The organism is Tenacibaculum haliotis (assembly GCF_025215075.1).
Classification (GTDB): Bacteria; Bacteroidota; Bacteroidia; order Flavobacteriales; family Flavobacteriaceae; genus Polaribacter; species Polaribacter haliotis_B.
The window spans coordinates 381,099-398,404 of the sequence record NZ_JAOBTH010000027.1; the positions used below are offsets into that span (position 1 = coordinate 381,099).

The window sequence follows — 17,306 nt, forward strand, 5'->3', positions numbered from 1 at the left end:
TTCTTATTAACTAAAGCTATAAATTTACAATAAAAATTCTTTTAATACATCAGCAATCTTGCGATTATCAGATAATTGCGGAATTTTATTTTGTCCGCCAAATTTACCTATCGACTTCATGTATTCATGAAATCCACCTTTTTTAACCTTTCTAATAATTAATGGTTGTAAAATTTTTCCTGAAATTAAATCGAAATAATATACATTTTGAGTTTGCATAGAAGCATCTATTTTTAATGCTAATTCCTGTAAATTATCTGGCTCATTTTCAAATTCGATAAACCATTCGTGATATGGCAATCCGCTTTCCGGATTTACCTGTGGTGCTACTGTAAACTCACTTATATTTACATTAGTTCCTACAATTGCATCGTTTAATGCTTTTTCTACTTCTTTACCAATTACATGTTCGCCAAAGGCAGAAATAAAATGTTTTATACGACCAGTTACTTTAATTCTATATGGCTTTAAAGAAGTAAACTCAACAGTATCGCCAATATTATATCCCCAAAGACCTGCAGAAGTATTTAAAATAATAGCGTAATTAACGCCTAATTTTACATTCTTTAAAGAAATACGTGTTGGATTTTCGTCAAAAAACTCAGTTGCAGGTATAAACTCGTAAAAAATACCCGAGTTTAATTGCAATAACATTCCTTTTTCGGTTTGTGAATCTTGATAAGCTATAAAGCCTTCGGATGCTGGGTATAACTCTATATAATCAATCTTTTTACCTATTAAAGTTTCGAATTTATTTTTATATGGCTCAAAGTTTACACCACCGTATACAAAAAAGTTAAAATTCGGAAATAACTCTGAAATCGTTTTTCCTGTTTTATCAATTAGCTTCTCAAAATACATCTGTACCCAAGACGGAATTCCGCTAATAACAGACATGTCTTCATTAATAGTTTCTTCAACTACTTTATCAACCTTCGTATCCCAATCTTCAATACAATTCGTTTCCCAACTAGGCAAACGGTTTTTTAGTAAGTAATTAGGCACATAATGTGCTGCAATTCCACTTAATCGTCCTAATCTTATACCATTCATGTCTTCTAAAACCGGACTTCCTTGTAAAAAAATCATTTTCCCATTTACAAAACTAGCATCGTTTTTTTCGGCTGCATAAAACAACAAAGCATTTCGTGCCGCTGTAATATGTGTTGGCATAGATTCTTTTGTAATAGGAATGTATTTTGCTCCAGAAGTAGTACCTGAAGTTTTAGCGAAATACAACGGTTTTCCTTTCCATAATATATTTTCTTCACCTGCAACCATTCTATCTACATAAGTACACAAACCTTCATAATCGTTTACTGGAATGCGTTTTTTAAAATCTTCATAATTATTGATAGAAATAAAATCATGATCTTTTCCGAAGGCAGTTTTACACCCTTCTGCTACCAAATACTGAAAAACTTTTTCTTGAGTTTCATGAGGCTTATTTGCCCATTTATAAACTTGCTTTCGCACTTTTTTTGCAAAAGGAATTGCGAGGATTGATTTAATGCCCATTTTAATATGAAATGTTTTAATTCTATAAATACCATTATTTTACGAACAACAATGGTATGTTTACTATTGAAAATCTACGTAATCTGTCGGGTTAACAGGAAAACCGTTACTCCACAACTCGAAATGTAAATGTGGCCCTGTAGTTAATTCACCTGTAGAACCAACACTTGCTATTGCTTCTCCAGATTTTACAATATCACCTTGTTGTTTCAGTAACGTTCCGTTGTGTTTATAAACCGATATAAACTCGTTAGGATGCTGTATGGTAATTACATAACCTGTTTCGGCAGTCCACTCTGCTAAAATCACAGTTCCGTCTGCGATTGCTTTTACAGGCGTTCCTGTTTGTGCAACAATATCAAGGGCATAATGCTTATCATTCATACTAAACTCTTGTGAAACATTACCTGTTAAAGGTGAAAAGAACACTACTTTAGCTCTGCCTTCAGCTCCTTCTAACAATGGGTAACGATCTTTACCCTCAACCTTTGCCCTAAACAAAGAATCTTGTTTGGTTGCTTGTAACTTGGCTTCATCTAGTGTAATACTTTGTGCTTCGTTTTTTATAGAATCTATTTTTTCGGGAACTATTTCTCCCGTTAAAACAGGCCTTAGTGCCTTTGTATAGTGCTCTATAATTGCCAATCGCGTTTTTAAAGAATCTGCTTCATATACTAATCGCGTAGCTTTCTTTTTTAATGAGGTAGATGAGTAACCTGGTATGTATTCTCTTAAACCTGTAAAGGCAATTAATAATGAAGTTAATACGATAAGTAATACCGAAAATACACCGCCAAAGACAAACACGTTTAGTCGTGATAATTTTAACGAAAATTTTTCTTGAAAAGTGTTTTCATTTAAAATTACCAATCGATATTTATCAACAAGTTTTTGTTTAAACTTGCGCTTATTTTGAATTTTTGTCACTTTAATACTGGTTTGGATTTCAAATATACAACGAAAAAATTTCGAATCTATTTTTTATAGAAATTCATCTCATCGATATAACTCCAAACTTTAGCAACTAATAATGGCTGAATATTCTTTTGAGATTTGATTCCGTTACGAATCATAGTAGAGGAAATTTGTACAATTGGCGCATCAACCCTATGAATTTTGGCATGATCTTTAAATTGATTTTCAACGATTCCATCTGAAATTCTTGGATATACATATATCTTATAATCTTCTAAAATAGCTTCATAATTACGCCATTTATGAAAACTTTTTAAATTATCTTCTCCCATGATTAAATTAAAATTATAATTTGGGTACTTTTCTGAGATATGTGTTAATGTATTAATCGTATAATTTGGCTGTGGTAAGTTAAACTCAATATCTGACGGCTTAATTTTATCGTATTGTTTGGTTGCCAAGTACACCATTTCTAAACGGTGATTATTATTTAATAAAGAGCTTTTCTTTTTAAACGGATTGTGAGGTGTAACAACCATCCAAATTTCATCTAAATCAGAATTTTCAACCATGTGATTGGCGATAATTAGATGCCCGATATGAATGGGATTAAAAGTACCAAAATATAATCCGATATTTTTCATAAGCTTCCTTAAAACTTCTTTTTACTATTAAGAAATAGTTTTATCTAATTCTAAAAAATCAGCTACCAAATCTTCTGTTTCTTTTAAAGCAACTTCTAAATCGTAGTTTTTAATAATTTCATCAAACTGTGGTGCCGTTGCTAACTCAACCGATGCTTTGGCAATACGCATGTTTATTTTATCTTCACTTTCGGTACTTCTTTTCTTTAAGCGAATTTTAAGCTCATCAACACTAGGTGGCTTTACAAAAACAGCTAATGTTTCTTCTGGAAATTTATGTTTTATACGCAAACCTCCAACTACATCAATGTCAAAAATAACGTGTTTTCCTAATGCCCAAATACGTTCTACTTCTGTTTTTAAAGTTCCGTAAAAATTATCTCGATATACTTCTTCCCATTCTAAAAACTCGTCGGCTTTAATTTTATCTTTAAAATCTCTTGTAGAAATAAAATAATAATCTTCACCATCAACTTCAAAACCTCTTGCTTCTCTTGAAGTAGCAGAAATAGAAAACTCTAAATTAAATTTTTCTTGTTTTAATAAGTGACGAACGATTGTTGTTTTCCCTGATCCTGAAGGTGCTGAGAATACAAATAATTTTCCTTTAAAATCTTTAGACATTTTATAAAACGTTTAAAATTTGTTCTTTTATTTTTTCTAATTCATCTTTCATTTGAATCACTATTTTTTGCATTACCGCAAAATTAGCTTTAGAGCCCATCGTGTTTACCTCTCTTCCGATTTCTTGGACGATAAATCCTAATTTTTTTCCATTAGAATCTGCTGTATCTAACTGCTCCAAAAAATATATTAAGTGATTTTCTAAACGAACTTTTTCTTCGTTGATATCTAATTTCTCTAAGTAGTAAATAAGCTCTTGCTCGAAGCGATTTTCATCAATTTCAACCTTTAATTCTGTTAAAGCTTTTTGCAAACGATCTTTTACGTTTTCTACTCTATCTCCGTCTAACTTTTTAACTTCTTCTAAAGCTGATTGAATATTTGCTATTCGTAATTTAAAATCATCTTCTAACGATTTTGCTTCATCAGTTCTATAAGCTATAATTTCTTTTAAAGCTTCATCGATATGCGCGTCAATCTGAGTCCACTCATTTTCATCTAACTCTTCACGATCGGTCTTTAAAGCATCTGGCATTTTTATAGCCATTTTCAATAGCTCAACATCATTATCTGAACCCGTAAACAATGTGTTTTTTAACTGCTGAACATACTCTAATACAACATTTTTATTAACCCTTGTTGAGGTTTCTTCTGCAGTCATTTCTACCCAAATAGAAAAATCTATCTTACCTCTCACTAAATTACTAGCTAGTTTTTTACGAACCGCTAATTCTTTTTCTTTATAATAAGATGGCATTCTGGCATTTAAATCTAAGTTTTTACTGTTAAGTGACTTGATTTCAATGGTTACTTTTTTCGTAGGTAAATGTAATACGGATTTTCCATAACCCGTCATAGACTGTATCATATTCTCAATTTAATAAAGCGCAAAGATACATTTATTTATTTTTAGCAGCTACCTGTTTAGTTACCAAAAAGACTCCTAAAAAGATTAAAAGAGTTGCAACTATCTTCACGGTATTTAAACTATCACTTCCTACTATCAACGCATAAATTGATGCAATAACTGGCTGTATATAAATAAAAACACTAACCGTAGTTGGCTTTAATTTTGATAATGCAAATAGATTAAACAAGTATGTTATACAAGTTGTAAATAACACTACAAAACCTACCTTTAAATAAATTGATGCAGGCATTAATTGCCATTGAACCTCTGTTAATTCAGAGAAGCCAAACGGAATTACAAATAACAACCCAAATAAATACAACCACTTTACAAATACGATCGGATTGTATTTTGCGATTAGCTTTTTTACTTGTACTAAATACATTGCATAAGAAGCAGCATTGATAAACACTAAAAAGTTACCCAACATCATGTTTTTAGCGTCTACATTTGATGAACTCCCGTAAACAATTAAAATAATCGCGCCTATTAACCCGATTACAACTCCCGTTATTTTCCTTAGAATTAATTTTTCTTTTAAAAGAATACTTGCAAAGATTAAAACCAAAATAGGTGCCGTTACCATCATTACCGATGCACTGATTGGTGTTGTATAATTTAATCCTTTAAAAAAAGTAAGCATATTAAACCCTACTCCAAAAAAAGCAGCAATCATTATTTTTTTATAATCCGATTTTTCTATTGGTTTTGCGTTCACAAAAAGCCCTAGCAACCAAAAAACAATAGTTGCACCACCTACACGAAGCAATATAAAACCAAAAGGCTTAATATATACGGGCATAACTTCTTTAGCTACCGTAAAAGTAACCCCGTAAATAAGGGTAGCAATTGATGCTGCTATAAGCGCCAACGTTCTTTGATTCATTTTTTACATGTTTAATATCGCTGCAAAGATGAAAATTATTGTTGGATTTTATTCAAAAAAAAACACTGCAAAATGCAGCGTTTCTCTTTTAATTTATAACCTTCTTTAATTAATCTACTAAAGGTGGCACTCTTAATAATTGCCCTGGATAAATTTTATCAGGATGTGATAACATTGGCTTATTTGCTTCAAAAATTACAGGATACTTCATTGCGTCTCCATAAAATTCTTTTGCAATTTTACCTAAAGTATCGCCACTAACTACGGTATGAAATTGTGCCATTGCTGCAACATCAATTTCTTCAACCTCAGCAACGGTCATATTATCTTCTACAGATGCAATTCCGTTTGTATTTCCAACGACTAAAACAACCTTTTCTTTTGTTGCTAAATCTGATGCTTCACCAGAAACCGTTGCCTTATCATCGTCGATTGCTACAACTAAGTTTTCAACAGATAATTCTAATTTGTTTACTGCATCCACTAATTTTGCAGATTTCTCAGCAGCTTCTTCTTCAGTTGTTTTTCCAACACCAAATACTTTGGCACCAGCATTTTTAATAAATGAAAAAATTCCCATTCTTTTTTTGATTTTTTGTTAATTACTAATTTACTTTCTGCTTACTAATATACACTTTTTATGCCATTTTTAATTATTAAGAAAATAATTTTTAAAGTCAGAAGGTAATTTCTACTTTAATAAACAGCAAAAAAGCCACACTTTAAAAGTATGGCTTTTCTTATTATTATAATGTGTGAAATTTATTCCTCAAACGAATTCCACCCTTGAGCTTTTAATGCAATTTCTTGATCTGCTCTAGTTACTAAATTTATACCTTGATTTTCTTCAACCATATGACCAATAATTGACAAATTTGGATTTGCTTTAATTTTATCGAAATCGGCAAGTGGCACGGTAAACAATAATTCATAATCCTCACCTCCACTTAAAGCAATCATCGTGCTATCCATCTTAAATTCTTCCGAAGTAGAAATCACTTGTGGATCTAAAGGTAATTTATCTTCATAAATTTTACAGCCCAACTTACTTTGTGTACAAATATGCATAATTTCAGAAGAAAGTCCATCAGAAATATCAATCATTGCCGTTGGTTTTACTTCTAGTTCTTTTAATAATCCTGAAATATCTTTACGTGCTTCTGGCTTTAATTGACGTTCAATTAAATAAGTATAATTATCTAAATCTGGTTGATTTTGTGGATCTACCTGAAATACTTGTTTTTCTCTTTCTAAAACTTGTAATCCTAAATAAGCGGCACCTAAATCACCAGAAACAACGATTAAATCAGTTGCTTTAGCGCCGTTTCGATATACAATATCTTCTTTTTTTGCCGTTCCTATTGCAGTAATCGAAATTAACATTCCTTTAGTCGACGAAGTTGTATCTCCACCAATTAAATCCACCTTATAAGTATCGCACGCTAATTGAATACCTGCATACAATTCTTCTAAAGCTTCTAACGGAAACCTATTTGAAACAGCAATCGATACCGTAATTTGTTCAGCAACACCGTTCATTGCATATACATCTGATAAATTTACCATTACCGCTTTATAACCTAAATGTTTTAAGGGCATGTAACTTAAATCGAAATGCACACCTTCTACTAATAAATCGGTTGTTACCAATAGCTCTTTATCAGTTGAACCGATAACAGCTGCATCATCGCCAACTCCTTTTTCAGTTGATGAATTATGCGTTTTAAAATGCTCCGTTAAATGGTTTATCAACCCAAATTCTCCTAATTGAGCTAATGATGTTCTTTCTTGGTTTTTATCTTCTAACATTTTGCAAAGGTACTAAACATAGCTTTTAAACAAAACCAATCGTTTTTAAAATAAATATAAGGTTTTGTCGTTTTTAAATGTTTTATAATTAGTATATTTTTTAACTTTATCGTTTTTTAAACGAAACATTGTTATTAATACAAAAAGAATGGTTAACACAGCTAGCATACATCAAAATCAGTATATAAAAAGGAAACAATATTTAATGTTTTTTTTAAGTCTACTCTTTTTTTCCTGCAGCTCAGATAATGACGAATTGATAAAAGAAGTAGCCGTTAAAGTTAATTTTACACAAAACTGGGATGCTGTTACAATTGAAAAATCAGATTTAAATAACACCCAATTTACTAACAAATCAGGAACTAAACTTACCATTAATAACTTACGTTATTTAATTTCAAAAATCACTTTAACAGATGGCGCTGGCATTTCTACCATTTATGATGGTTATCAATTAATTGATTTAAATAATAAGGAAAGTTTAACTACTGATTTATTTTCTAAAATAACTGAAGGAACCTACAATCTATCTATAACCTTTGGCTTTAATAACGACGACAACATTAATATTTATAGTGATTTAACTACACTTCCTTGGGATACGAATCGTAACAGCTATCATTTTATGCAACTTGATGGGGAGTTTTTCAATGAAGAAAATACTTGGGAAGACTACAAATTTCACACTACAAACTATATAGATACTAATATTACTGACAACAAAGGCACTTTTTTCACTGTTGATTTAGGCTCAATAAATATTAAAGACAATGCTACTATAGAAATCAGAATGAATGTTTCTCAATGGTTCAAAACCCCAAATGATTGGAATTTAAATGAACTAAATTCAATGTTAACAGAAAATCTTGATGCTCAAAAAAAAATGTCAGAAAATGGGAGAAATGGTGTTTTTAGCTTAGGGAAAATTTCACAATAAACTTATCATACACCTCACAACATTTATTACTTCTTTTAAATACCTTTACTAAAAAAACTATCTTAAAGTACTCAGAACAAAAAGCCCAACTTAAAAGCATTTTTACTTTCACTATCTGACAATTCTTTTGTTAATAATTTAGATTTTCAAGAATAATCAGAAAATCTAATAAACCCATCAAAAAACACAATGCCGACTTGTGTACTTAACTGATACTTATATTGTATATTTGCAAACTATTTAGAGTTAATCCACTTAAATAATGATAAAAGTTTCAGATACAGCAAAAAACAAAGTTATCGAGTTAATGACTCATGACGGTTTTGATGCTACAGTAGATTTTGTGCGTGTTGGCGTAAAAAGCGGAGGTTGTTCAGGTTTATCTTACGACCTAACTTTTGACAAAAGCACACAAGAAAACGATAAAATTTTCGAAGAGAACAACGTTAAAATCGTTGTTGATAAAAAAAGTTTTTTATACTTAGTAGGAACAACATTAGAATACTCTGGAGGTTTAAACGGAAAAGGATTTGTATTTAACAATCCGAATGCAAACCGTACCTGTGGATGTGGCGAAAGTTTTTCACTATAATATTACAACTCAATTATGAGCAAGTATACAGAAGATGATTTAAGAGAAGAGTTAAAAACCAAAGAATATGAATATGGTTTTTATACTGAAATAGAAAGCGAAACCTTTCCTAAAGGACTGAATGAAGACGTAGTTCGTGCAATTTCTAAAAAGAAAAACGAACCAGAATGGATGACCGAATGGCGTTTAGAAGCTTTTAGAGTTTGGCAAACAATGGAAGAACCAGAATGGGCAAATGTTCATTATGAAAAACCAAAATTCCAAGACATTGCTTACTATTCTGCACCGAAAGAAAAGCCAAAATTAAATAGTTTAGATGAAGTTGACCCAGAATTACTGGATACTTTTAAACGTTTAGGTATTTCTTTAGATGAGCAAAAAAAACTAGCCAATGTTGCTGTTGATATTGTAATGGATTCAGTTTCTGTTGCAACAACTTTTAAAGAAACATTAGGAGAAAAAGGTATTATTTTTATGCCTATTTCTGAAGCTATTCAAGAACATCCAGAATTAGTAAGAAAGCATTTAGGAACCGTAGTTCCTACTACCGATAATTTTTATGCAGCGTTAAATTCAGCAGTTTTTTCTGATGGATCTTTTTGTTATATACCGAAAGGCGTTCGTTGCCCGATGGAATTATCAACCTACTTCAGAATTAACGAAGGAGGAACCGGTCAGTTTGAAAGAACATTAGTAGTTGCCGATAAAGGCAGTTACGTTTCTTACTTAGAAGGTTGTACTGCACCAAGTAGGGATGAAAACCAACTACATGCCGCAGTTGTTGAGTTAATTGCATTAGATGATGCTGAAATTAAATACTCAACAGTTCAGAATTGGTATCCTGGAAACGCTGAAGGAAAAGGTGGTGTTTATAACTTCGTTACCAAAAGAGCTATTTGCGAAACGAACGCAAAAGTTTCTTGGACACAAGTTGAAACAGGATCGGCAGTTACTTGGAAATACCCTAGTTGTATTTTAAAAGGAAACAATTCTGTTGGAGAATTTTATTCAATTGCTGTAACTAATAATTATCAGCAAGCTGATACCGGAACGAAAATGATTCACTTAGGTAAAAACACCAAGTCGACTATTATTTCGAAAGGAATCTCTGCTGGAAAATCACAAAATTCATATAGAGGTTTGGTTCAAATTGGATCACGTGCAGAAAATGCTCGTAACTTCTCTCAGTGTGATTCTTTATTAATGGGTAACGAATGTGGCGCACACACGTTTCCATATATCGAAACTAAAAATAAATCAGCACAAATAGAACACGAAGCTACCACAAGTAAAATTGGTGAAGATCAATTATTTTACTGTAACCAACGTGGTATAGATACCGAAAAAGCAATTGCATTAATTGTTAACGGATTTAGTAAAGAAGTACTAAATAAGTTACCAATGGAATTTGCTGTTGAAGCTCAAAAACTATTAGAAATTAGTTTAGAAGGCTCTGTAGGATAATAAAAGAAGGTGAAATGAAAAAAATAGTATTTATAATACTTTCTATCTTAGTTATTGGTTGTAAAAAATCAGAAAAGAAAGAAGTTAAAAACGAAATCAAAAAAACTGAAGTAAAATTATTTCAGTTAGTTGGAGGTTCTATTTTAGTAAATAAATTAGAGGTTTTTTCGCAAGATACAACTTACACAGGGCAAACAAAACAGTTTACCGATGCTTACTACGTAATTTCACATCCGAAAGGAAATTTAATGTGGGATGCTGGTTTACCAGAAAATCTAGTATTACCAGAGCCTGTAACTCCGGGTGATGGAACATTCACAGTACAAAGACCAGACTCTTTAGTAAATCAATTAAAAACTATTGGTTTTAAAATTGAAGATTTTAAATATTTTGCAATGTCTCACTCGCATTTCGATCATACCGGCCATGCAAACTACATGAAAAATGCAACTTGGTTGGTACAAGAAAACGAATATAATTCGGTTGCTGGAGATTCTTTAAAACAGAAAAATCCTGCGGTAGCAGCATTAAAAAATGTTAAAAAATTAAATGGTGATTTTGATGTTTTTGGCGACAGTACTGTTGTTATAAAATACATGCCAGGTCATACAGTTGGCCATCAAGCTTTATACGTAAAAGTATCAGGTATAGAAAAGCCAGTTTTATTAACGGGTGACTTATATCATTTTGAAGAGAACAGAGCCAGTAAAGGTGTTCCTTCATTCAACTATAATGTTGAGCAAACTTTAGAAAGCATGCAAAAATTTGAAGCTTTCGCTAAAGAAAAAAATGCTGAGGTGATTATTCAACATTCACCAAAAGCTTTCAAGAAATTACAAAATCTATTAAAAAAGTAACTAGTAATGTTAAAAATAGAAAACTTACACGCTAACATAGAAGATAAATCAATTTTAAAAGGATTGAATTTAGAAGTTAAAGCAGGTGAAATTCACGCAATAATGGGGCCTAATGGTGCTGGTAAAAGTACGTTGGCCAACGTAATTGCAGGAAAAGAAGAGTACGAAGTTACAGATGGCTCAATAGAGTTAAATAACGAAGATATAAGCGAATTAGGTCCTGATGAAAGAGCACACAATGGTGTCTTTTTATCTTTTCAGTATCCTGTAGAAATTCCTGGTGTTTCGGTTACTAACTTTATTAAAACAGCTATTAACGAAAATCGTAAAGCTAAAGGTTTAGAAGACATGCCTGCAAAAGACATGTTAAAAATGATTCGCGAGAAATCTGAATTATTAGAAATAGACCGTAAATTTTTATCTCGTTCTTTAAACGAAGGTTTTTCTGGAGGAGAAAAGAAACGTAACGAGATTTTTCAAATGGCAATGTTAGAGCCTAAATTAGCTATTTTAGATGAAACAGATTCTGGTTTAGATATCGATGCATTGCGTATTGTAGCTAACGGTGTAAATAAATTAAAATCTAAAGACAATGCTGTAGTTGTAATTACACACTATCAACGTTTATTAGATTATATAGTTCCTGACTTTGTACACGTATTATACGATGGTAAAATTGTAAAATCGGGTGATGCTTCTTTAGCTTTAGAGTTAGAGGCAAAAGGATATGATTGGATTAAGGAAGAAGTTAATTCTTAAGAAAAATGGAGTTAAAAGATAAATTAACCACGTCGTACGTTGCTTTTGAAAATGGTGTGGATATCAATTCGGATATACACGATATTAGAACAAAAGCGCTACAGAACTTTGAAGATTTAGGCTTTCCTACTAAGAAATTAGAAGCTTGGAAATACACCTCTTTAAACGCTGTATTAAAACAAGACTATAGTATTTTTCCTTCTTCGGAAAACACTGTAGAATTGGCAGATGTTAAGAAATATTTTATTCATGATATAGATACTTATAAAATTGTATTTATCGACGGAAAATATAGTTCTTTCTTATCTGAAACTACACATGATAAGATTGATGTTTGTTTAATGTCATCAGCATTAACAAAGCCAAAATATAAAGCTGTTATTGAAAACTATTTCAATAAAATTGCTAAGCAAGATAATTTAACATCGTTAAATACTGCTTTTGCTAATGAAGGTGCTTACATCAATATTCCTAAAAATGTAGAAGTAGACAAGCCAATTCAGGTTATCTATTTTACTACAGGTGCTGAGGAAGCTACGATGACACAGCCTCGTAATTTAATTGTTGCAGAACAAAATGCACATGTTCAAATTATAGAACGTCATCAGAGTTTAACTTCTAATTCGGTTTTAACAAATGCCGTAACAGAAGTGTATGCTGCAAAAGATGCCACGGTAGATATTTATAAGATTCAGAATGATAATGAAAATGCTTCTTTGGTAGATAATTCTTACATAGAGCAAAAATCAAATAGTATCGTTTCTGTACATACTTTTTCTTTCGGAGGAAATATTACACGTAATAACTTAAACTTTTATCAAAGAGGAGAGCATATCGATTCTATCTTAAAAGGAATTACTATTACTGAAGGAAAGCAACATGTAGATCATCATACATTAGTACATCATATAGAGCCTAATTGTGAGTCTCATCAAGATTACAAAGGTATTTATGGTGATCGCTCTACAGCTGTTTTTAATGGAAAAGTTGTTGTTGAAAAAGAAGCTCAGAAAACAAATGCTTATCAGCAAAATAATAATATTTTAATTAGCGATAAAGCAACAATCAATGCAAAACCTCAATTAGAGATATTTGCTGATGATGTAAAGTGTTCTCACGGTTGTACTATTGGTCAGTTAGACGAAGATGCGTTGTTTTACATGCAACAACGAGGAATTCCGAAGAAAGAAGCAAAAGCTTTATTAATGTACGCCTTTGCTAATACAGTGTTAGAAAGCGTAAAAATACCTGAAGTTAAAAAACGAATTAACAAATTAATAGCTAATAAATTAGGTGTTAATATTGGATTCGATTTATAACATAAAAATTACCATTTTACTATAAAAGACCATTCAATATTGAATGGTCTTTCTTTTTTTAATTGGGTTTTGTAATGATGTAAAAAAAATTTCGTCAAAAGGAATAACCAAAACTCAAAACTAGAAAAAGATGCGCAAAACAATAATACTCTTCAGTTTACTATTTATTAGTATTCAATCGCAATCACAAACCGATGTTTTTAACGCTCTACTTAAAACTTATGTTAGTACAACAGGAAATGTGGATTATAAAGGACTAAGAAAAAATCGTGCTTTATTAGATTTATACTTAAATCATTTAGAAAGAACAATCCCTGGTAAAAGATGGTCAACTTCAAAAGCAAAAGCATTTTGGATTAATGCTTACAACGCATATACCATTAAATTAATATTAGATAGTTACCCTTTAAAGAAGATTACAGATATTAAAAGAAAAGGGAGAAATGCATGGAAAATACCTTTTGCTATAGTAGGTAGAAAAACATATTCTCTTGATTATATTGAACATAAAATATTACGTCGTTGGCATGACGATCCTAGAGTTCATGTAGCTATAAATGCAGCTTCTAAATCAGGCCCTCGTTTTGCAAATTATGCTTTTACGGCTAAGAATATTGAATCGGAATTAGAATCGTTAATGCGAGGCTTTATTAACGATAATACTAAAAATAAAATATCTTCTAGTAAAATTGAAGTTTCAAAAATGTTTGAGTGGTATCAAGAAGATTTTACAATAAAATATTCTTTAGTTGATTATATAAACAAATATTCTGATATTCAAGTGAACGATAATGCCAGCGTTAGTTATTTAGAATATAACTGGAATTTAAACGGAATATAAAACGCAGCCCCTTATTTACTCCCCTAATATCGGAAAAACATTTGATGTTTTTTCGATATTATTTTTTATTATAAGTCTAATGATTTCAACACCATTCTTAATTCCATATAACTATAATCCATCGCTACTTTTTCTTTTAAGTCGGTTAAACTTTTAAAAGTTACACTTTCAATAGCTTTTACAATTTTGTTATATTTTTTTAACGGAATGAGTTCTAACACATCAATGTCACCAGTTTCAATAAAACTAGCTAAATGACTCTCTATTGTATTAACCGTTAATCCTCTTTTTGATGCTATATCTTTAGCTGAAACACCTTCCTTAAAAAGCTTAAATGTTACTTCTCTTGTAGGAATTTTATCTTTTTTTGATTGTTCTTCCTGTTTAATTCCGTGTTCTTTACAATAACTACTTACAGCATCTAAAATTCTACCACCATATTTTTGGACTCTAATTTTCCCCATTCCATCAACTTTTAATAGTTGTTGTGCAGTTTTAGGAAGCGTATCACAAATAGCATATAACGTTTTTTGAGTGAAAATTTGAAAATGAGGAATCTTATTTTTTTTATGAATTTCATCACGTAAATCACGTAAACTTAATGCTAAAATAGGATCTCTAGAAGAACTTATTTTTTTCTTCTTAGCTTTTTCTACATTTTGCAAAACTGCGTTAGCTCTAATCTTTAAATAGTCTTCAACTTGAAAACCATCTTTTAATTTCAAAAAACAAAATAACTTTATAGACAATGCATCCTGCAACGTATAAATTTGTTTTTCTAAATCTTTTTCAACGGCTTTGTTATCCGTAGAAAAAGAAATTTCTTCCAATGGTTTTTTAATAAATTCTTCTGTTTGATTGATAAAATAAGCCACTGCTTTTATAAAACGTTCATTAATAGCTTCACTATTTTCAGCTAAAATATCATCTTCTGAAAGTTGCTGTAGTTGAATTTTAAAACCGTTTGCAATCTTTAACAAGGCAATAGCGCCGTTATCTTTTATCGTCAACAACTGATCAATTATAGTACCGTTTAAGCTCGTTCTATTTTTATAAAAAATATCAATAGCTCTGGTTACTGGATATAAAAATGCCCTGAAATCAAACAATTCAGCAATTAAATTTAGTTGATAGGTTTTTTCTGCCTCACTTAAAACGCTTTCATCAGGAAGATTCTCATTTACATTTTTATTAAAAGAATCTACAGTTTTATCATTAATAATCGAACTATTTTTAATCTGTGTTTTTAAAACAATTCCTTCTAAAGTTGTACACCTACTAAGAGCTACATAAGTTTGCCCGTGTGCAAAAGATGCTTCTGCATCAATAATCGCTCTTTCAAAAGTTAAACCCTGGCTTTTATGAATAGTAATTGCCCAAGCCAATCGTAATGGAATTTGAGAAAAAGCACCAGTAACATCTTCTTTTATCTCTTTGGTTTCTTCATTTATCGAGTAATTTATATTCTCCCAGGTTTCTTTTTTAGTTTCAATTTCAGCATCGTCATTCGGACATTTTACATAAATAGTATCATCATCTATCATTGTAATCATACCGATTTTTCCATTAAAATATCTTTTTTCAGGTGAACTGTCATTTTTGATAAACATTACCTGAGCACCAACTTTCAATTCTAGTTTTTCACTATTGGGATAAGCATTCTCATTAAATTTACCAGAAACAATTGCTTTAAAAAAAACACTTTTTTTCTTTAGCTTTTCTAACTCTAAGTTATTAATAGCGTCCGCACGTCTGTTATGCGTTGTTAAGGTAATATAACCGTCGTTTTTCTGTGGTTCAAAATCCGGATTATATCTTTTGTTCAATATTTGTTCAGATTTCTCTGATAAAGAATCATTTCTAATCTCATTTAAAATAGCGATAAATTCTTCGTTATCTTGTCTGTAAATTTTCTTTAATTCAATACTTACTGTGTTTGATTCTTGAAAGGCTTTACTACTAAAAAAATAAACCGAATTATAATGCTGTTGTAACAAGCTCCATTCGTTTGGTTTTACAACAGGTGACAATTGTTGCAAATCGCCAATCATTAAAACTTGGGCGCCTCCAAAAACTTTATTACGGTCTTTATATTTACGTAAAACTTGATCTATACCGTCTAATAAATCCGCTCTAACCATACTAATTTCATCAATAATAACTAAATCTAACGATCTTATAATGTCTATTTTAGTTTTATTGAATTTACGTTGTTGATTGGTTGTATTTGTTAATTGATTGGGTAAGATTGGCCCAAATGGCATTTGGAAAAAAGAATGAATAGTAACTCCTTTAGCATTAATTGCTGCTACACCAGTTGGCGCAACAATAACCATTCTTTTTAAAGACTCACTTTTTATTTTATGTAAAAAAGTAGTCTTTCCGGTACCTGCTTTTCCTGTTATAAAAAGATTTCTATCTGTTTTTTCTATAAACTGAATGGCAAGTTCTAATTCTCTGTTTTCTGTCATTGCAAAATTATGCTACGCTTCTCTTAAAGTTGTAAAAATAGTTTTTTTAAGATAGTAATTTGTATAAATTAACAAGAGCCAATATTATTTATAAACAGAATAAGACTATACTTTATTCTAATCTTAATATTTTTTCCATTTTTCTCCCTATAACTAACTTATCTATCAATTTTTTAAAAATGCATGTATTGTTTGTATACTTCAAATTCATCGTTTATTTTTTAATTAGATAGCCACAAACAACTCCTTTAATAATATGTGCATTAGGATGGATTTTTGCACTCTCAAAAAACGTTTTAAATGTTAATTTATTTCAATAAGTGATTGTAATTTATTTTCATCATAACCTGTAAACCATTTTACTATCTGATGAAAGTCTTCTTTTTTTTCACTCTATTTTCCCAATCTATTCCAATAAATAGGATGAATCGTTATAAACATCTTCTTATAAAACTCTACATCAATATATCCAAATCCCACAACTATTGGTCCTGCCCATCATTATTCTTCATTTCAGTTTAGCGCAAAAAAAAACCTCGATCTTTTCAGATTGAGGTTTAAAAGAAAGGCAACGACCTACTCTCCCACCATTGGCAGTACCATCGGCGCTAATGGGCTTAACTTCTCTGTTCGGGATGGAAAGAGGTGAGCCCCATTGCGATAATCACCTTAAATCGTTCAGTATATTTCAACTGTATAAGTTAACATATTAGTAAAATCATATCGTAAATTATCAAAAGAGTTGCGCTTGCTCCCTTTC

General features: G+C 31.0%; 18 protein-coding genes and 1 rRNA gene. 7 read left to right on the top strand and 12 right to left on the bottom strand.

Features of this window, described 5'->3' with window-relative positions:
• Nucleotides 1-24: 24 nt before the first annotated feature.
• From N2251_RS09465 to thiL, 8 genes are all read right to left on the bottom strand, one after another.
• Nucleotides 25-1,518, bottom strand: a complete 1,494-nt coding sequence (locus tag N2251_RS09465; RefSeq protein ID WP_260586478.1) for a GH3 auxin-responsive promoter family protein — start codon at nt 1,516-1,518, stop codon at nt 25-27.
• Nucleotides 1,519-1,581: 63 nt separating this feature from the next.
• Nucleotides 1,582-2,445, bottom strand: a complete 864-nt coding sequence (locus N2251_RS09470; protein ID WP_260586479.1) for a M23 family metallopeptidase — start codon at nt 2,443-2,445, stop codon at nt 1,582-1,584.
• A 47-nt stretch (nt 2,446-2,492) separates the two neighbouring features.
• A complete protein-coding gene (gene nadD, locus N2251_RS09475) occupies nt 2,493-3,077 on the bottom strand; it encodes a nicotinate (nicotinamide) nucleotide adenylyltransferase (RefSeq protein ID WP_260586480.1) in 585 nt (194 codons plus the stop codon).
• 27 nt (nt 3,078-3,104) lie between these two features.
• Nucleotides 3,105-3,701, bottom strand: coding sequence for a guanylate kinase (gene gmk / locus N2251_RS09480; protein ID WP_260586481.1), 597 nt, complete (start codon nt 3,699-3,701; stop codon nt 3,105-3,107).
• 1 nt (nt 3,702) lies between these two features.
• Nucleotides 3,703-4,569, bottom strand: coding sequence for a YicC/YloC family endoribonuclease (locus tag N2251_RS09485; RefSeq protein ID WP_260586482.1), 867 nt, complete (start codon nt 4,567-4,569; stop codon nt 3,703-3,705).
• Between the two features lie 31 nt (nt 4,570-4,600).
• Nucleotides 4,601-5,497 (bottom strand): DMT family transporter, encoded by an 897-nt coding sequence (locus tag N2251_RS09490; protein ID WP_260586483.1) that lies wholly within the window; start codon nt 5,495-5,497, stop codon nt 4,601-4,603.
• Between the two features lie 109 nt (nt 5,498-5,606).
• Nucleotides 5,607-6,077, bottom strand: a complete 471-nt coding sequence (gene lysM, locus N2251_RS09495; protein WP_260586484.1) for a peptidoglycan-binding protein LysM — start codon at nt 6,075-6,077, stop codon at nt 5,607-5,609.
• Between the two features lie 182 nt (nt 6,078-6,259).
• Nucleotides 6,260-7,306, bottom strand: coding sequence for a thiamine-phosphate kinase (gene thiL, locus N2251_RS09500; RefSeq protein WP_260586485.1), 1,047 nt, complete (start codon nt 7,304-7,306; stop codon nt 6,260-6,262).
• A 256-nt stretch (nt 7,307-7,562) separates the two neighbouring features.
• Here thiL and N2251_RS09505 point away from each other — a divergent pair, with 256 nt between their 5' ends.
• The 7 genes from N2251_RS09505 to N2251_RS09535 all read left to right on the top strand — a co-directional run bounded on the left by N2251_RS09505 (nt 7,563) and on the right by N2251_RS09535 (nt 14,075).
• Nucleotides 7,563-8,243 carry an MbnP family protein gene (locus tag N2251_RS09505; protein WP_260586486.1) on the top strand — a complete coding sequence of 227 codons (681 nt, stop codon included), beginning with the start codon at nt 7,563-7,565 and terminating at the stop codon, nt 8,241-8,243.
• 262 nt (nt 8,244-8,505) lie between these two features.
• The gene (locus N2251_RS09510) at nt 8,506-8,835 is read left to right on the top strand and encodes a HesB/IscA family protein (RefSeq protein WP_260586487.1); all 330 of its coding nucleotides are present in this window, start codon (nt 8,506-8,508) and stop codon (nt 8,833-8,835) included.
• Nucleotides 8,836-8,850: 15 nt separating this feature from the next.
• Nucleotides 8,851-10,299 carry a Fe-S cluster assembly protein SufB gene (gene sufB, locus N2251_RS09515; protein ID WP_260586488.1) on the top strand — a complete coding sequence of 483 codons (1,449 nt, stop codon included), beginning with the start codon at nt 8,851-8,853 and terminating at the stop codon, nt 10,297-10,299.
• Nucleotides 10,300-10,313: 14 nt separating this feature from the next.
• Nucleotides 10,314-11,156, top strand: a complete 843-nt coding sequence (locus N2251_RS09520) for an N-acyl homoserine lactonase family protein (RefSeq protein ID WP_260586489.1) — start codon at nt 10,314-10,316, stop codon at nt 11,154-11,156.
• Between the two features lie 6 nt (nt 11,157-11,162).
• Complete coding sequence (gene sufC, locus N2251_RS09525) at nt 11,163-11,915, top strand: Fe-S cluster assembly ATPase SufC (RefSeq protein WP_260586490.1); 753 nt, start codon at nt 11,163-11,165, stop codon at nt 11,913-11,915.
• A 5-nt stretch (nt 11,916-11,920) separates the two neighbouring features.
• The gene (gene sufD / locus N2251_RS09530) at nt 11,921-13,234 is read left to right on the top strand and encodes a Fe-S cluster assembly protein SufD (RefSeq protein ID WP_260586491.1); all 1,314 of its coding nucleotides are present in this window, start codon (nt 11,921-11,923) and stop codon (nt 13,232-13,234) included.
• 130 nt (nt 13,235-13,364) lie between these two features.
• A complete protein-coding gene (locus tag N2251_RS09535; protein ID WP_260586492.1) occupies nt 13,365-14,075 on the top strand; it encodes a DUF547 domain-containing protein in 711 nt (236 codons plus the stop codon).
• Nucleotides 14,076-14,143: 68 nt separating this feature from the next.
• On the opposite strand, the gene N2251_RS09540 is transcribed toward N2251_RS09535, so the two are convergent.
• From N2251_RS09540 to rrf, 4 genes are all read right to left on the bottom strand, one after another.
• Complete coding sequence (locus N2251_RS09540; protein ID WP_260586493.1) at nt 14,144-16,546, bottom strand: helix-turn-helix domain-containing protein; 2,403 nt, start codon at nt 16,544-16,546, stop codon at nt 14,144-14,146.
• 214 nt (nt 16,547-16,760) lie between these two features.
• Entirely contained in the window at nt 16,761-16,820 is a 60-nt protein-coding gene (locus tag N2251_RS09545) for a hypothetical protein (protein WP_260586500.1), read from the bottom strand.
• Nucleotides 16,821-16,849: 29 nt separating this feature from the next.
• Nucleotides 16,850-16,912, bottom strand: coding sequence for a hypothetical protein (locus N2251_RS14010; RefSeq protein ID WP_376741003.1), 63 nt, complete (start codon nt 16,910-16,912; stop codon nt 16,850-16,852).
• A 197-nt stretch (nt 16,913-17,109) separates the two neighbouring features.
• Nucleotides 17,110-17,218, bottom strand: a 5S ribosomal RNA gene (gene rrf, locus N2251_RS09550).
• Nucleotides 17,219-17,306 lie beyond the last annotated feature (88 nt).

Excerpts from the sequence above, each read along its gene's own strand:
- N2251_RS09520 (WP_260586489.1), top strand. The coding sequence starts at position 10,314 with ATGAAAAAAATAGTATTTATAATACTTTCTATCTTAGTTATTGGTTGT.
- sufB (WP_260586488.1), top strand. The coding sequence starts at position 8,851 with ATGAGCAAGTATACAGAAGATGATTTAAGAGAAGAGTTAAAAACCAAA.
- N2251_RS09465 (WP_260586478.1), bottom strand. The coding sequence starts at position 1,518 with ATGGGCATTAAATCAATCCTCGCAATTCCTTTTGCAAAAAAAGTGCGA.
- sufC (WP_260586490.1), top strand. The coding sequence starts at position 11,163 with ATGTTAAAAATAGAAAACTTACACGCTAACATAGAAGATAAATCAATT.
- thiL (WP_260586485.1), bottom strand. The coding sequence starts at position 7,306 with ATGTTAGAAGATAAAAACCAAGAAAGAACATCATTAGCTCAATTAGGA.
- N2251_RS09485 (WP_260586482.1), bottom strand. The coding sequence starts at position 4,569 with ATGATACAGTCTATGACGGGTTATGGAAAATCCGTATTACATTTACCT.
- gmk (WP_260586481.1), bottom strand. The coding sequence starts at position 3,701 with ATGTCTAAAGATTTTAAAGGAAAATTATTTGTATTCTCAGCACCTTCA.
- N2251_RS09535 (WP_260586492.1), top strand. The coding sequence starts at position 13,365 with ATGCGCAAAACAATAATACTCTTCAGTTTACTATTTATTAGTATTCAA.
- N2251_RS09490 (WP_260586483.1), bottom strand. The coding sequence starts at position 5,497 with ATGAATCAAAGAACGTTGGCGCTTATAGCAGCATCAATTGCTACCCTT.
- nadD (WP_260586480.1), bottom strand. The coding sequence starts at position 3,077 with ATGAAAAATATCGGATTATATTTTGGTACTTTTAATCCCATTCATATC.
- lysM (WP_260586484.1), bottom strand. The coding sequence starts at position 6,077 with ATGGGAATTTTTTCATTTATTAAAAATGCTGGTGCCAAAGTATTTGGT.
- sufD (WP_260586491.1), top strand. The coding sequence starts at position 11,921 with ATGGAGTTAAAAGATAAATTAACCACGTCGTACGTTGCTTTTGAAAAT.
- N2251_RS09510 (WP_260586487.1), top strand. The coding sequence starts at position 8,506 with ATGATAAAAGTTTCAGATACAGCAAAAAACAAAGTTATCGAGTTAATG.
- N2251_RS09540 (WP_260586493.1), bottom strand. The coding sequence starts at position 16,546 with ATGACAGAAAACAGAGAATTAGAACTTGCCATTCAGTTTATAGAAAAA.